The 15500-nt window shown below is 60.1% G+C and carries 12 protein-coding genes; 5 read left to right on the plus strand and 7 right to left on the minus strand.

Features of this window, described 5'->3' with window-relative positions; translation table 11 throughout:
* Positions 1-203: 203 nt before the first annotated feature.
* From AB5Y71_RS18970 to AB5Y71_RS18980, 3 genes are read left to right on the plus strand one after another with little or no spacing between them, the layout of a single operon-like run.
* On the plus strand, positions 204-1124 hold the full coding sequence (locus AB5Y71_RS18970; protein WP_368172267.1) for an AAA family ATPase: 921 nt from the start codon (positions 204-206) through the stop codon (positions 1122-1124).
* The gene (locus tag AB5Y71_RS18975; protein WP_368172227.1) at positions 1124-2119 is read left to right on the plus strand and encodes a DUF58 domain-containing protein; all 996 of its coding nucleotides are present in this window, start codon (positions 1124-1126) and stop codon (positions 2117-2119) included. Before AB5Y71_RS18970 ends, AB5Y71_RS18975 begins: the two co-directional genes overlap by 1 nt.
* Positions 2106-4121 (plus strand): DUF3488 and DUF4129 domain-containing transglutaminase family protein, encoded by a 2016-nt coding sequence (locus AB5Y71_RS18980; protein ID WP_368172228.1) that lies wholly within the window; start codon positions 2106-2108, stop codon positions 4119-4121. The genes AB5Y71_RS18975 and AB5Y71_RS18980 overlap by 14 nt, the downstream gene beginning before the upstream one ends.
* A gap of 62 nt (positions 4122-4183) precedes the next feature.
* On the opposite strand, the gene AB5Y71_RS18985 is transcribed toward AB5Y71_RS18980, so the two are convergent.
* Positions 4184-5614, minus strand: a complete 1431-nt coding sequence (locus AB5Y71_RS18985) for a sodium:alanine symporter family protein (protein ID WP_064338541.1) — start codon at positions 5612-5614, stop codon at positions 4184-4186.
* A gap of 701 nt (positions 5615-6315) precedes the next feature.
* Between AB5Y71_RS18985 and tal the strand changes: the two genes are divergently transcribed.
* Together tal and AB5Y71_RS18995 are read left to right on the plus strand one after the other, a co-directional pair.
* On the plus strand, positions 6316-7266 hold the full coding sequence (gene tal, locus AB5Y71_RS18990; RefSeq protein WP_139409993.1) for a transaldolase: 951 nt from the start codon (positions 6316-6318) through the stop codon (positions 7264-7266).
* A gap of 160 nt (positions 7267-7426) precedes the next feature.
* Positions 7427-7609 (plus strand): DUF3545 family protein, encoded by a 183-nt coding sequence (locus tag AB5Y71_RS18995; RefSeq protein ID WP_005338547.1) that lies wholly within the window; start codon positions 7427-7429, stop codon positions 7607-7609.
* Between the two features lie 287 nt (positions 7610-7896).
* Here AB5Y71_RS18995 and accA read toward each other — a convergent pair whose 3' ends face one another.
* From accA to fabZ, 6 genes are all read right to left on the minus strand, one after another.
* The gene (accA, locus tag AB5Y71_RS19000) at positions 7897-8847 is read right to left on the minus strand and encodes an acetyl-CoA carboxylase carboxyl transferase subunit alpha (protein ID WP_005338549.1); all 951 of its coding nucleotides are present in this window, start codon (positions 8845-8847) and stop codon (positions 7897-7899) included.
* A gap of 15 nt (positions 8848-8862) precedes the next feature.
* A complete protein-coding gene (dnaE, locus tag AB5Y71_RS19005; protein ID WP_368172229.1) occupies positions 8863-12342 on the minus strand; it encodes a DNA polymerase III subunit alpha in 3480 nt (1159 codons plus the stop codon).
* A gap of 38 nt (positions 12343-12380) precedes the next feature.
* Positions 12381-12971 (minus strand): ribonuclease HII, encoded by a 591-nt coding sequence (gene rnhB, locus AB5Y71_RS19010; RefSeq protein WP_368172230.1) that lies wholly within the window; start codon positions 12969-12971, stop codon positions 12381-12383.
* 119 nt (positions 12972-13090) lie between these two features.
* Positions 13091-14230, minus strand: coding sequence for a lipid-A-disaccharide synthase (gene lpxB / locus AB5Y71_RS19015; protein WP_040098041.1), 1140 nt, complete (start codon positions 14228-14230; stop codon positions 13091-13093).
* Positions 14223-15014 (minus strand): acyl-ACP--UDP-N-acetylglucosamine O-acyltransferase, encoded by a 792-nt coding sequence (gene lpxA, locus AB5Y71_RS19020; protein ID WP_201932693.1) that lies wholly within the window; start codon positions 15012-15014, stop codon positions 14223-14225. The genes lpxB and lpxA overlap by 8 nt, the downstream gene beginning before the upstream one ends.
* A gap of 5 nt (positions 15015-15019) precedes the next feature.
* Complete coding sequence (gene fabZ / locus AB5Y71_RS19025; protein ID WP_005338559.1) at positions 15020-15481, minus strand: 3-hydroxyacyl-ACP dehydratase FabZ; 462 nt, start codon at positions 15479-15481, stop codon at positions 15020-15022.
* Between the last annotated feature and the right edge of the window lie 19 nt (positions 15482-15500).

The following is a 15500-nucleotide window of genomic DNA, read 5'->3' on the forward strand; positions in this document are numbered from 1 at the left end:
GTACATTCCAATCAGGAAATATTGTATTGAGTTACGTGCCATAGCGGCCATATTGAATCAAGCAGACTCAGCAATAAACCGGGTCACCTCCCGCTCATTACCATCCCTGCGCTGCACTTTACCGCCCGTCTGTTATCTGCCTTCGCCCTTGCGGGCGTATAAGCTGTAGGTGCGACGCAATACAGGGAATGTGTATGAAGGGAATGAAGAGAGAAGAGCAGATTGCCGGGCTGCTGGCGGCACTGGAGCAAGTCATTCTGGGCAAGCCGCTACAGCTGAAAATCGCGCTGGTGACCCTGCTGGCGCGCGGTCATTTGCTGATCGAAGATCTGCCCGGCATGGGCAAAACCACCCTGGCCCACGCCCTGGCGCAGGTGCTGGGGCTGGCATGCAGGCGGATGCAGTTCACCGCCGATCTGCTCCCCGCCGACCTGCTGGGGCTTCAGATTTTTGACCCCCAGCAACAAACATTTCGCTTTCACCCCGGCCCCATCTTCACCCAGGTTCTACTGGCGGACGAGATCAACCGCGCCAGCCCCAAAGTACAGAGCGCCCTGCTGGAGGCGATGGCCGAAGGCAAGGTGAGCATCGAGGGCCACACGCACCCACTCCCCGATCCGTTTTTCGTCATCGCCACCCAGAATCCGGCGGATCAGGCGGGCACCTATCCACTGCCGGAGTCCCAACTCGACCGCTTCGCAGTGCGACTCTCGCTGGGTTTTCCGCCGCGAGAAGCGGAGCGCCAGTTGCTGCGGGGCAACCAGCCGAGCGGCCCACTACCCGCCATGCTGAATACCGCAGAGCTGGCTGCCCTGCAAGCGGAAGGTGATGCTATCCATGTTTCCGATGCCACCCTCGACTACCTGCTGGCGCTGGTGCACCAGAGCCGCTTTGATGGGGATCTGCCACAGCCCCTCTCCCCCCGTGCAGCCCAGACCTTGCTGGCGGTGAGCCGGGCCTGGGCGCTGGTTGCGGGACGGCGCTTTGTCACGGTGGAGGATGTGCAGGCAGTCTTTCCCTATGTGGCCGAGCATCGGCTGCGGGGCAGCTTTGGCGTACAGCACGGCGAAGCCTGTCCCCTTAGCCAGCGGCTGCTGGCCAGGGTCGATCCGGACAATCCCTGATGAGCAAATTGCTAAACCGTTGGCAGCAGTGGCGAGCCCGCTGGCAGCGACGCTGGCTCGACCGCCGCATTCCCCCGGCCCGCCAGATCACGCTGGGTACCCGCAGCCTCTTTATCCTCCCCACCCGCATGGGGCTGCTCTATCTGCTGGTGCTGCTCGCCATCTATCTGCTAGGCACCAACTACCAGAACAATCTGGTGCTGCTGGTGGCCTACTGCCTCGGCAGCCTGTTTATGGCAGCCATGTGGCTCACCCACCGCAACCTGCTGGGGCTGGAGCTGCTGGGTGGGCCGCTGGTGCAGGGGGAAGCGGGTAGCCAGCTTCCTATCCGCATCTTGGTGCAAAGCCCGCGCCCGGTGCAGGCACTTCACTTTAGCCTCAACGAAGGGACCCTCTGGCTGGCACAGGCCGACGCGGTGCCCAGCACAGTTATCCTGCCGGTATCGGGCTCGCGCCGTGGGCCACTGCACCTTGGTCGATTGCGGGTCGAGAGCCGCTACCCTCTCGGCCTGTTTCGCTGCTGGTCCCTGCTGGACTTGCAACTGGAGGGCTGGCTTTCCCCCAAACCGGCATTCGGGGCGCTAAGAGGGGAGCATGCGACCGAAAGCGAGGGACATCAAGGCCAGCCCGCTCCGGCCACTCTCGGTGACTTTGATACCCTGCGAACACATCAGGCCGGTGAGCCACTGAGCCGGGTCGCCTGGAAGCAACTTGCCCAAGGGCGCGGCCTGCTGACCAAACAGTTCCATGAACCACAGCAGGATGACACTCACCTCACCTTACAGCGGGTCGCAGGCGGGGATCTGGAGCAGCGGCTGGCGGTGCTGGCCTGGTGGTGCGCCGATTACGGCAAGCGGGGCATCCCCTTTACCCTGACACTGGTAAACCAGACGCTGGGGCCCGATAGCGGCGCCGCCTTTGCGCAGTGCTGCCTGCTGGCACTGGCCCGATTCGATGCCACACCACCGAAGAGCACGCCCGATGCTGCTCGATAACCGCCGCCTGTTGCCACTCATCGCCCTGCAACAGTTGCTGCTGGTCGCGGCGCTCTGGCCCCAGTTGCAGCTCTGGGTGGTGGCGGTAAGCGCCGCTACCCTTGGCGTCCGGGCCATGATGCTGTGGCGCGGCTGGCCGCCCCTACCTGCCCGCTGGTTGGCGCTGCTGGCCATCACAACCGTGGTGTTGCTGGGGTTGCAGTGGCGCACATTGGGCACCCTGCCCGCCCTGATCAATCTGCTCTGGCTCGGCTATAGCCTGAAGATGATCGAGGTTCGGCGCGAGCGGGATATCGAGCTGGTGCTGCTGCTCGCCTTCTTTCTTATCGCGCTGGCGCTGGTGCAGCGACAGAGCATCGGCTGGACGGCCGGAATGACAGTAGCGCTCTGGCTGGCAGTGACCGCGCTGGTGGCCGCCGTCGCCCCCGAACAGAAAAGGCCATGGCGCAGTGCGGGTGGTACCCTGCTGCTGGCGCTTCCCCTGCTTATCACCCTGTTTATACTGCTGCCAAGACTCCCCCCCCTCTGGCAGATGCCCACCACCAGCCGCGCCCTGTCGGGGCTCTCGGAAGAGCTGGCCCCCGGCGATATCAGCGAACTGGTCAACTCCTCGGAACTGGCGTTTCGGGTCACTTTTGCCGATGGCCCGCTCCCTGTCCGCGAGCACTACTTTCCGGTGATGCGCCAAGAAGTTTTCGATGGTCAGCGCTGGTTGCTGAGCCCCGAGATCAGGGCGTGGCAACGGACAGTGCCGGTGCAGACCGGGCTCACCCTTCTGGCATCCTCTTCACAAGCCAGTACTCAACTGGCAGATAACCCGTTACCCGCCGGGAGCTACGAGGTGATCGCCGAGCCCCAGCGCCACCGCTGGGCCTTTGCCCTGAATGATCCCCGTCTGCTGGCGGGCCCTGTGCTGCTTACCCCTCTCGACACCCTCTATCGTCAGGGGAGCGGCGAGGCGGCGATCCGCTATCGCATTGGCCGTGGCGAAGCGCTGCCCGAGGATGACCACCAAGCTGCCCAGCGCAACCTGCAACTGCCAGCCGGAGGCAACCCGAGAGCGCGCGCCCACGGCCAAGGGCTGGCTGCGCGCTATCCGGATCGCGCAGCGCTGGTCGCCGCCCTGCTCGAACAGTTTCGCAGCCAATCCTATTACTACACCCTGACACCACCACGACTTGGCAGTGACGGGGTGGATGAGTTCCTGTTCGATACCAGGCAGGGCTTTTGCGGCCACTACGCCATGGCGACCGCTTTCGTACTGCGCGCCGCCGGTATTCCGGCACGGCTGGTCACCGGTTATCTCGGCGGCGAGTGGAATCCCAGAGGCAACTATCTGGCGGTACACCAGTTCGATGCTCATGCCTGGGTGGAGTATCTCGATGAAAGAGGAGTATGGCGGCGAATCGACCCCACTGCGGCAGTGGCACCGGAGCGCATTGAAGGTGGCGTGAGGGAGGCGCTGAGCGACGAGTTTACCGCTGCCGACCCCCTCGCTTTGCAGCGTTATCGCAACTGGGCCCTGCTCAATCAGCTGCGCTGGTGGGGCAACAATATCGACTACCAGTGGAGTCGCTGGGTGATTGGTTACGATGCGGGTCAGATCTGGCAACAAATCGGCCTGCGCTGGCCCGCACTGGCGGGACACACACCCTGGTTGATCCTCGCCAGCCTGATGCTGGTCGCCCTGCTGGTGAGCCTGCCCCTGCTGTTGCCCGCCCGCCTGCCGCCAGAGCGGCGTATCTGGCAGCCCCTGCTCAAACGGGGCAAACGCAGTGGCTATCCACCCCAGCCCGCCGAGAGCATGGGGGCATGGTGCGAGCGGCTGGCACGGCTGCGTCCCGACCTTGCCCACCCCTTGTTGCAGGCGGCCTGGCTCTATCGCAGTTGGCGTTATGCGCCCCTCAACGAACGGCAACAAGGGCGCTGCTGGCGCCAGTTACGACGGCGTGTCAGACAGCTCGCCCAGCGCTGGGATCAACAGCCAACGAGTGCGCCATAAAAGAAGGGGGAGCCACCGGCTCCCCCTTCAGGTTTTAATCAAGAGGTTTGATTCACCGCTTGTTACTTTTTGGTCGGATTGTCCCAAATCCCCTCTTCCAGCTGGGAGCGGATCTCGGGGTATTTGTTGGCATCGAAGGTGGGCACCTTGCCCAGCCGGAGCTGGTCGTTGTAATCCTTGGCCAGCTTGATGGCGACGCTGGAGAGCAGCAGGATCGCCACCAGGTTGACGATGGCCATCAGACCCATGGAGACATCCGCCATCGCCCACACGATCGGCAACTCACCCACGGCACCGAACATCACCATCCCCAGCACGAACACCCGGAACAGCATCAGGCCACCCTTGTGGTTGTGCTCGAGGAACACCAGATTGGTCTCGGCATAGGAGTAGTTCGCCACGATAGAGGTGAAGGCGAAGAAGAAGATGGCCGCAGCGATAAAGATGTTGCCACCGCTGCCAATCTGGGAGGAGAGCGCCCGCTGGGTCAGCTCGACACCGGTCACGCCGGAGCCCGGCTCAAACTGACCGGACATCAGGATGATGGCGGCGGTACAGCTGCAGATGACGATGGTGTCCATAAAGACCCCCAGCATCTGCACATAACCCTGTGAGGCCGGGTGCGGCGGATAGGGAGTGGCAGTCGCCGCAGCGTTGGGCGCAGAGCCCATCCCCGCCTCGTTGGAGAAGAGACCGCGCTTGATACCGTTGATCATCGCCTGGGAGATGGCATAACCCAGCGCACCCGAGCCGGCCTGCTCAATCCCGAAGGCGGACTTGATGATCACCATGAAGACATGGGGCAACTCGGTGATGTTCATCGCCACGATCACCAGCGCCAGCAGGATGTAGGCCAGTGCCATAAAGGGCACCACCAGCTCGGCAAAACGGGCAATGCCACGAATGCCGCCGAAGATAATCAGGCCGGAGAGCGCCACCAGCGCCAGACCGCTGACCCAGTCAGGAATGCCAAACGCCACCTTCATCGCCAGACTGATGGAGTTGGCCTGCACAGCGTTGAACACCAGACCAAATGCCAGGATCAGGCAGAGCGAGAAGACCACCCCCATCCAGCGCATGCCAAGGCCTTTCTCCATGTAGTAGGCCGGGCCACCACGGTAGTTGCCATCCTCATCCTTGACCTTGTAGAGCTGGGCCAGAGTGCTTTCAACGAAGGCGGTCGCCATGCCGATAAAGGCAATCAGCCACATCCAGAAGATGGCGCCGGGGCCACCCAGATAGATGGCGACAGCCACACCAGCCAGGTTGCCGGTGCCGACACGGGCGGCAAGGCTGGTACAGAGGGCCTGGAAGGAGGAGATGCCCGCGTTGTCCGATTTACGGCTGTTTTTCAGCACGGAAAACATGTGGCCAAAGTGACGGATCTGGATAAAACCCAGGCGGAAGGTGAAAAAGATACCGACCCCGATGAGCAGGTAGATGAGCACGGCTCCCCACATCAGGTCGTTTAGCATCGCAATCAAGGTGTCCATAATTCTCTCGTTGTTATTCACATCCATGGCCAGTCTGCGCTGACCGTTTTCTGTCTGTCGTTTAATTAGCGTTTCGCTAAAGGGGCGGAATCTAGCACAGCGGGAGAGCCCGGAATAGTGATCCCGGTCACGCGAGACACAAAAAACGAACGGTAAAAGCCCATAAAGCTCCATTTAAATCGCAAACTTTCAACAAACTCAATAATTCAATCAGACAGGCCACCATTAAGCGCCATAAGAGAACCATTTTGATATATCCCTGATGAGCTATCCGAAAACGCAAACGCTTGCATGAAATGGCTTTCAAACGGAGACATTTCGCCAAACGTTTTCGCTGTAATTAAATTTCAAGTACGTAGCGAGATAATTTATGTGATCGACGACACAAATATGGATATTGGCTAAAAAAGTTCAGCTGAAAGCAAACCGGAGCAAGGTCGGGAGGAAATGTAAAAAACCTTACTAATCATATAGTTTCAAGCCATAAAACGGGATAGCTCAACAGCCTGAATGTTTAACAACCAAGCGCCCCTATTGCAGGATGCAGCACATCAGTATTAATTAGGCAGGCAATGACGATGGGCCGCCCCCATCGCGCTTTTCTGAGCCTGAGGCACCAAGATCCTGTAATTTTATTTCAGAACCACCGTCTCAAGCCCGCAACCCAGGGATTACTCCCTCATTAAGAGATGATATTCGCTATGGCCGATAAATTAACCCAGCTGAAAGCCCTGACCACTGTTGTTGCCGACACCGGTGATATCGAAGCCATCAAACGCTATCAGCCCATCGATGCCACCACCAACCCCTCTCTGGTTCTGAAGGCCTCCGAGATCCCCGAGTACGCTCCGCTGATCGAAGACGCCATCAACTGGGCCAAAGCCCAGAGCCAGGACAAGGCACAGCAAATCATCGACGCGGGCGACAAGCTGGCCGTCAACATCGGTCTGGAAGTGCTGAAGATCGTTCCGGGCCGTATCTCTACCGAAGTGGACGCCCGTCTCTCCTTCGATACCGAAGCCAGCATCGCTAAGGCCCGCAAACTGATCCGTCTTTACAACGAAGCCGGCATCAGCAACGACCGCATTCTGATCAAGCTGGCCTCCACCTGGGAAGGGATCCGTGCCGCTGAAGTACTGGAGAAAGAGGGTATCCAGTGCAACCTGACCCTGCTGTTCTCCTTCGCCCAGGCCCGTGCCTGTGCCGAAGCCGGTGCCTTTCTGATCTCCCCGTTCGTAGGCCGCATCCTCGACTGGTACAAGGCCAAGCACAACCGTGACTACACCGCCAGCGAAGATCCGGGCGTGGTCTCCGTCACCTCCATCTACAACTACTACAAGCAGCACGACTACCCGACCGTCGTGATGGGCGCCAGCTTCCGCAACACCGGCGAGATCCTGGAACTGGCCGGTTGCGACCGCCTGACCATTGGCCCGGCCCTGCTGGAAGAGCTGAGCAAGACCGAAGGCGCCGTGGTACGCAAACTGGACTACACCGGTGAGCGCAAGGCCAAACCGACTCCGATGACCGAAGCCGAATTCCGCTGGGAACTGAACCAGGATGCCATGGCTCACGAGAAGCTGGGCGAAGGTATCCGCATGTTCGCCATCGACCAGGGCAAGCTGGAAACCATGCTGGCAAGCCGCCTGTAATAGGTTCTTTTTTCTGATAAAAACCGGGCCCCCACCAAGGGGCCCGGTTTTTTTTCATGGGCTTTTTTAGCGCTGTCATAGAGTCGTCACGAAAACGTTTTAATTTCAGATTCGTTATGTTATACGGGTGGTGAAAACGATAAAAACCAAGGAGGGAGCCATGGAAATGTTCAACTTCGATTATGACGAGGTGGTTGAACTCGGTTCGCGTAGCCGCGGGACAACGGGAAAAAAACGTAAATGGCGTGAAATCGAGGCGTTGAAAGACAAACATCGCCTGCAGAAGGAGCTGCAATCCATCGATATCGCCTATGAAGGTCTTACAGACGAGATTGAACTGTAATACTGCCAGACACCTGTAAAAGCGCTCCGCACAGCCGGGGCGCTTTTTTATGCCGCAATCGGATGATCAAGCGGCTTGTCATGCCACCGCTAGCAATGCCAAAGGATGCTGCAGGCTAATGACAGCCATCACCAATAACATGGCATACCAACCCTGCCCCTCACCCGCGAAGACTGAGCTGTGCCGTTTCAGGGCACGTTGGGGCACTCACCTGAATTACAGAACAACCGCAATAAAAAGCCCCCGTCGATGACGGGGGCCTGAATACTCGGGGCTGACGGCTGCGCTTAGCAGTAGCCGTAGCCCAGCAGACGCTGGTAACGCTGCTCCAGCAGTTGCTCGGTATCGAGCGGACGCAGTGCGTCCAGATCCTGCTTGATGCGGGCCTTGAGGTTTTTGGCCATCTTCTCCACATCGCGATGGGCACCGCCGAGGGGCTCGTCGATCACATGGTCGATCAGCTTGAGCTCTTTCAGACGCTGGGCAGTGATCCCCATCGCTTCGGCAGCCACGGAGGCCTTGTCAGCGCTCTTCCACAGGATGGAGGCACACCCTTCCGGCGAGATGACGGAGTAGGTGGAGTACTGCAGCATGTTGACGCGGTCACCCACGCCAATGGCAAGCGCACCACCGGAGCCACCCTCACCGATCACGGTGCAGACCACCGGCACGGTCAGACCGGCCATCACTTTCAGGTTGCGGGCAATCGCTTCGGACTGGCCACGCTCTTCGGCACCGACGCCGGGGTAAGCGCCCGGGGTGTCAATAAAGGTGATGATCGGCATCTTGAAGCGCTCGGCCATCTCCATCAGACGCAGGGCCTTGCGGTACCCTTCCGGACGCGGCATGCCGAAGTTGCGCTTGATCTTCTCTTTGGTCTCGCGACCCTTCTGATGACCAATCACCATCACCGGCTCACCGTCGAGACGGGCGATGCCGCCGACGATAGCCTTGTCATCGGCATAGGCGCGATCGCCAGCCAACTCGTCGAAATCGGTGAAGATATGCTCGATATAGTCAAAGGTGTAGGGGCGCTGGGGATGACGCGCCATCTGGGATACCTGCCAGGCACCCAGATCACCGAAGATCTTCTTGGTCAGCTCTTCGTTTTTCTTCTCCAGCCGGCGGATCTCGTCTTTCAGATCCACGGCGTGATTGCCTTCACTCACATGTTTGAGTTCATCAATCTGCGCCTGCAACTCGGCAATCGGCTGTTCAAAATCCAGAAAAAGACTCATAGGGCCTTAGAACCTCTAATCAAAAACCAATTCAACCCGCTCTCGTCCAAGCAGGACTCGCAAGTCATCTATCAGTTGATCGGTGGGCGTCACCCGCCACTCGGTACCGAGCGTCAATCGCACCCGGGAGCCGGGGCGACGATAGTTTACCTGAACCGGACAGACTCCGGCACGGGCGGGCTCCAAAATCTCGCACAAACGCGGGAAAAAGCGATCATCAATCCGCTGTTCATCGAGGGAGATGCGGATTGCTCTGGCAAAACGCTCCCTCGCATCGTTGATATCCAGTAATTCTCGAGCCGACATTTTAAGGCCACCGGAGAAGTCATCAAAGCTGACCTGTCCAGAAACCACCAAAATGCGGTCTTTTTGCATCAATTCTTCATATTTTTCCAGTGCTTCACTGAACAGGGTCACATCGAGGCGACCGGAACGGTCGTCCAGGGTGAAGATCCCCATCTTGTTGCCACGCTTGGTTACCATGCTGCGGGCCGCGATCACCAGCCCCGCCGCCGTGGTCACGGTATCACGGGAGGTGGGATGCAGATCGCACAGGCGACCCGAGGTATAACGACGCAATTCGCTGCTGTACTGGTTGATGGGGTGACCGGTGAGATAGAGCCCGAGGGTCTCGCGCTCCCCTTCCAGCCACACCTTGTCAGGCCAGTGCGGCACGTTGGCAAAGGCCTTCTTGACGTCGTCAATCTCTTCGGTGAGCACGCCGAACATGTCGACCTGCCCCACCGCCTGCGCCTTGGCGTGCTGCTCGGCGGCACGCATCGCCTCCTCCAGCGTCGCCATCAGGGCGGCGCGGTGGGGGCCGAGCCGATCCATGGCGCCGGAGAGGATCAGCTTCTCCATCACCCGCTTGTTGAGCTTCTTGATATCGACCCGGTTGCAGAAGTCGAACAGATCGCGGAACGGACCGTCCTGATCCCGGGCGCTGAGGATAGCGTCGATAGGGCCTTCACCGACCCCTTTCACCGCCCCGATCCCGTAGACGATATGGCCATCTTCGTTGACCGAGAAGCGATAGCGGCCGGTGTTCACATCCGGCGGGATCACGGTGAGCCCCATCCGCTGGCACTCGTCCACCAGGGTCACTATCTTGTCGGTGTTGTCCATATCGGCGGTCATCACCGCCGCCATAAACTCGGCCGGGAAGTGGGTCTTGAGCCAGAGGGTCTGGTAGGAGACCAGCGCATAGGCGGCGGAGTGGGATTTGTTGAAGCCGTAGCCCGCAAATTTCTCCACCAGATCGAAGATCTTCATCGCCAGTTCGCCGTCGACGCCATTCTTGACGGCGCCCTCCTCGAAACCGGCCCGCTGCTTGGCCATCTCCTCGGGCTTTTTCTTACCCATGGCACGGCGCAGCATATCCGCGCCACCGAGCGTGTAGCCCGCCAGGGTCTGGGCAATCTGCATCACCTGCTCCTGATAGAGGATGATGCCGTAGGTCGGTTCCAGAATCGGTTTCAGGCTCTCGTGCTGCCACTTCTCGTCCGGATAGGAGATCGCTTCATTACCGTGCTTGCGGTCGATGAAGTTATCCACCATGCCTGACTGGAGCGGGCCCGGTCGGAACAGGGCCACCAGTGCGATCATGTCTTCGAAGCAGTCGGGGCGCAGTCGCTTGATGAGATCCTTCATGCCGCGGGATTCCAGCTGGAATACCGCCGTGGTCTCGTAGCGCTGCAGCAGGTCGAACGACTTCTTGTCATCGATGGGGATGGCGGCAATGTCCACCGGCGGCTTGCCCTCTTTGGCAAGACGCGGGTTTATCATGCCGAGCGCCCAGTCGATGATGGTGAGGGTCCGCAGACCCAGGAAGTCGAACTTCACCAGGCCGGCGTACTCCACGTCGTTCTTGTCGAACTGGGTGACCGGGTGATGGCCTTCGTCATCGCAGTAGAGCGGCGCAAAGTCGGTGATCTTGGTGGGTGCGATCACCACGCCACCGGCGTGTTTACCGGCGTTGCGCACCACCCCTTCCAGGCGGCGGGCCATATCGATGAGGTCTTTGACCTCCTCATCCTGCTCGTAGAGCTCGGGCAGCTTGGGCTCAGCCTCGAATGCCTTGGCGAGCGTCATGCCCGGATCCGGCGGGATCAGCTTGGAGATGCGATCTACAAAGCCGTAAGCGTGGCCCAGCACCCGGCCTACGTCCCGCACCACCGCCTTGGCAGCCATGCTGCCGAAGGTGATGATCTGCGACACAGCCTCCCGACCATACATGTCGGAAACGTGCTCGATCACCTCGTCGCGCCTGTCCATGCAGAAGTCGATGTCGAAGTCGGGCATGGATACCCGCTCGGGGTTCAGGAAACGTTCGAACAGCAGGTCAAATTCCAGCGGGTCGAGGTCGGTGATCTTGAGGGCGTAAGCCACCAGAGAACCCGCCCCCGAGCCCCGGCCCGGGCCAACGGGAATGCCGTTGTCCTTGGACCACTGGATAAACTCCATCACGATGAGGAAGTAACCCGGGAAGCCCATCTGGTTGATCACTTTCAGCTCGATGTCGAGACGCTCGTCATACTCGGGACGGCGCTCGGCCCGCACCGCCGGATCCGGGAACAGAAACTCGAGACGCTCCTCCAGACCCTCTTTCGACTTGGCCACCAGAAAATCTTCGGTAGTCATGTCGCCGGTCGGGAAGTTGGGCAGGAAGTACTCGCCAAGACGCACCGTCACGTTGCAGCGCTTGGCGATCTCCACCGTGTTTTCCAGCGCTTCGGGGATGTCGGCAAACAGCTCGGCCATCTCCTCCTGACTGCGCAGGTACTGCTGGGGGCTGTAGCGACGGGGGCGGCGTTTGTCCATCAGGGTATAGCCATCGTGGATGGCGACCCGGATCTCGTGGGCGTCGAAGTCATCGGCGTTGAGGAACACCACCTCGTTGGTGGCGACCACTGGCAGCTCGAACTCGGTGGCGATGGCCACCGCCATGTGCAGGTAGACCTCTTCGTCGGGTCGACCGGTACGCAGCAGTTCGAGGTAGTAGGCATCGGGGAAGTGGGTCTGATAGAAAGCGACACACTGCTCGGTCATCTGCCGGTTGCCCTTGAGCAGGAACTTGCCCACATCCCCCTCGCGGCCGCCGGAGAGGACGATCACCCCCTTGGCATGCTCGGCGAGCCAGCTCTTGTCGATAACCGGCCGCCCCTGCACATGGCCGCGCTGGTAACCGCGGGAAATAAGCAGGGTGATGTTCTGGTAGCCGTCGTTATCCATGGCGAGCAGGGTGAGACGGAACTGCTCGTCGCCGAGCTCATCGCTCTGCACCCAGAAGTCGGCACCGACGATGGGTTTGATCCCCTTGCCGTGGGCTGCGCCATAGAAGCGCACCAGACCGCACATGTTCATCTGATCGGTCAGCGCCAGTGCCGGCATGTTGTTGGCCGCCGCCGCCCCGACGATGGGGTTGATCTTCTGCAGGCCATCGACCATGGAGAAGTCGGAGTGGACTCGCAGGTGGATAAAACGGGGGTCAGCCATCGTCATCTCCTCTCGCTGCTCAAACTAAATGGCATGGTCTACTCGATCCCCAGTGCGCGACGCACCGGCTTGAAGCTCTTGCGATATTCGGGCAACGGGCCACGCTCGGCCAGAATGGCGAGGTGCTCCGCAGTCGGATAACCCTTGTGGCGGGCAAAGCCGTACTCGGGATGACGGCTGTCCAGCTCGGTCATCTCGCCGTCGCGGGCCACCTTGGCGAGGATAGAGGCGGCGCTGATGGCGGCCACCAGGCTATCGCCCTTGACCACGGCGCGCGCCTCCATCGGCAATGCCGGGCAACGGTTGCCATCGATAAAGACCAGCTCGGGCGTCACCTTCAGTCCCGCCACGGCGCGCTGCATCGCCAGCATGGTGGCATGCAGGATGTTGAGCTCGTCGATCTCCTCCGGAGTGGCGCGACCGATGGCCCAGGCGAGCGCCTTCTCTTTGATCTCGTCAAACAGCGCCAGCCGCTTCTTCTCGGAGAGCTTCTTGGAGTCGTTGAGCCCCGCGATCGGATTGGCGGGATCGAGAATGACCGCAGCGGTGACCACGTCACCCACCAGCGGACCACGGCCCACTTCGTCCACACCGGCAACCAGCTTGTCGTCAGGAATATCGATCATCATCTTGTAGCCTTGAATCAAAACAGGCCCCGTGGGGCCTGACAGGGGTCGACTGACGCGGCATCACCGCTCGGAAAACGGATTAACGGGCTGCGCGGCGCAATCGACGGTCCGAAATAGCGTTATCTGCCGAGCAGATCCGCCACCGCATCGGCGGCCTGCGAGTCGGCATTACAGCGGATCAGCTGGTGCAGCTCGGTGAAGGTGTTGACCAGCGCACTGTTGTCGTGCTCGAAATATTTGCTCACCTCTTCCACCAGATTCTCCGGAGTGCACTCGTGCTGGATGAGTTCCGGCACCAGCATGCGCCCGGCCAGCAGGTTGGGCAGAGAGACAAATTCGGTCTTCACCAGTCGCTGGGCCAGCCAATAGCTGAAGGGCTTGAGTTTGTAACCCACCACCATCGGTTTTTTCACCAGCATGGCTTCGAGCGCCGCAGTGCCGGAGGCCAGCATCACCACGTCAGCGGCGATCATCGCCTCGCGGCCCTGTCCTTCCAGCAGCACCATGTCGAGACCCGGCGCTACCTCGGCCTTGATGGCCATAAACTGCTCGCGCCGTTTCTGGTTGACCAGCGGCACGATAAAACCGAGATCCGGATAGCGCACCGTCAGGTGTTTGCACGCCTCGAGAAACAGGGGGGACATAAAGCCCACTTCTGCGGTGCGGCTGCCCGGCAGCACCGCCAGCCAGCGGCGATTGGCATCGATACCGAGATTGCGACGCACGGCAGCCTGATCCGGCACCAATGGAATGTCATCCGCCATGGTGTGACCGACAAAACGGCAAGGGGCGTCGAAGCGGTCGTAGAAGGCTTTCTCGAACGGCAGGAAGGCGAGCACCATGTCGGTAGCGGCCTTGATCTTGTGAATGCGGTTCTGGCGCCAAGCCCACACCGAGGGGCTGACATAGTGAACCGTCTTGATACCGGCGCGGCGCAGTTTCAGCTCCACTCCGATATTGAAATCCGGTGCATCCACGCCGATGAAGATATCGGGCGGATTGGCAATAAAGTGGCGCAACAGTTCGCGACGGACTTTGAGGATGCGCGGCAGACGGCCCAGCACCTCGGTGATCCCCATGACGGAGAGCTCTTCCATCTCGAACAAGGCCTTGACGCCGAGGGCCTGCATCCGCGGCCCGGCGATCCCTTCGAACTGCGCATCCGGGTAACGGGCCTGCAGCTCGCGCACCAGACCGGCAGCCAGAATGTCGCCGGAGACTTCTCCGGCGACGATACCGATACGAACCGGATCAGGCACGGATGATCCCGCGCTCGTTATCTTTGAGGAAGTCCACATAGAGCTGGACGGCCGGTTCGGTTTGCGCCATCTCGATCAGCACCGGCAGCACCTCTTCGATGGTCTTGCCGGAACGGAAGATCTCTTTGTAGGCACGCTTGACGGCAGAGATGGCCTCGGCGCTGAAACCGCGGCGACGCAGACCTTCGGAGTTGACCCCGAACGGCTTGGCGTAGTTGCCGGCGGCCATCACGTAGGGCGGCACGTCCTTGTTCAGGGCAGCGCAGCCACCGACGAAGGCGTGGGAACCGACGCGGCCGAACTGGTGAATGGCGGAGAGACCACCGAAGATCACGAAGTCACCGATCACCACGTGGCCCGCCAGGGTCGCGTTGTTGGCGAAGATGCAGTTGTCACCGATGATGCAGTCGTGGGCAACGTGGACGTTGACCATGAACAGGTTGCCACTGCCCACCTTGGTCAGGGATTGATCCTGAATGGTGCCACGGTGGAAGGTGCAGTTCTCGCGAATGACGTTGTTGTCGCCAATCTCGAGGAAGGTGCGCTCACCGGCGTACTTCTTGTCCTGGCAGTCCTCACCGATGGAGGTGTGCTGGAAGATCTTGTTGCCACGACCAATCTTGGTCGGGCCCTTGATCACCACATGGGAACCTACCCAGGTGTTGTCACCGATTTCCACCTCGGCGCCGATGACAGAAAAGGGGCCGATTTCAACCCCTTTACCGATCACGGCAGACTCATGGACGATGGCAGTATCATGAATGATGGCAGTCTGGTCGATCACGTGTGTTAAACCTCGCGTTTGGCGCACATCAGCTCGGCGGTACAGACCACTTCACCGTCGACGGTGGCGACACCGGTGAACTTGGCAATACCGCGACGCTCTTTCAGGAACTCCACGTCCAGCACCAGTTGGTCACCGGGGCCGACCGGACGCTTGAAGCGAGCGTTGTCGATTGAGGCAAAATAGTAGAGTTCGTTGGGAGACGGCTTGCCCACCATGGTAAAGGCCAGGATACCGGTGGCCTGTGCCATCGCTTCCAGGATCAGTACGCCCGGGAACACCGGCTTGGCCGGGAAGTGCCCCTGGAAGATCGGCTCGTTGAACGAGACGTTCTTGATGGCGCGCAGGGTTTTGCGCTCATCGCTGATCTCGTAGTCGTCTACACGATCCACCATCAGAAACGGATAACGGTGGGGCAGCAGATCCATGATTTCCTGGATACCCAGGCTCTTCTTTTCAGTAGTCAAAACAGTACCCTATACCAAT

The sequence above is a fragment of the Aeromonas sp. R9-2 genome (assembly GCF_040908025.1).
Taxonomy (GTDB): domain Bacteria; phylum Pseudomonadota; class Gammaproteobacteria; order Enterobacterales; family Aeromonadaceae; genus Aeromonas; species Aeromonas veronii.

Excerpts from the sequence above, each read along its gene's own strand:
- rnhB (WP_368172230.1), bottom strand. The coding sequence starts at position 12,971 with ATGATGATCGATATTCCTGACGACAAGCTGGTTGCCGGTGTGGACGAA.
- AB5Y71_RS18980 (WP_368172228.1), top strand. The coding sequence starts at position 2,106 with ATGCTGCTCGATAACCGCCGCCTGTTGCCACTCATCGCCCTGCAACAG.
- accA (WP_005338549.1), bottom strand. The coding sequence starts at position 8,847 with ATGAGTCTTTTTCTGGATTTTGAACAGCCGATTGCCGAGTTGCAGGCG.
- AB5Y71_RS18975 (WP_368172227.1), top strand. The coding sequence starts at position 1,124 with ATGAGCAAATTGCTAAACCGTTGGCAGCAGTGGCGAGCCCGCTGGCAG.
- tal (WP_139409993.1), top strand. The coding sequence starts at position 6,316 with ATGGCCGATAAATTAACCCAGCTGAAAGCCCTGACCACTGTTGTTGCC.
- AB5Y71_RS18995 (WP_005338547.1), top strand. The coding sequence starts at position 7,427 with ATGGAAATGTTCAACTTCGATTATGACGAGGTGGTTGAACTCGGTTCG.
- dnaE (WP_368172229.1), bottom strand. The coding sequence starts at position 12,342 with ATGGCTGACCCCCGTTTTATCCACCTGCGAGTCCACTCCGACTTCTCC.
- AB5Y71_RS18970 (WP_368172267.1), top strand. The coding sequence starts at position 204 with ATGAAGAGAGAAGAGCAGATTGCCGGGCTGCTGGCGGCACTGGAGCAA.
- AB5Y71_RS18985 (WP_064338541.1), bottom strand. The coding sequence starts at position 5,614 with ATGGACACCTTGATTGCGATGCTAAACGACCTGATGTGGGGAGCCGTG.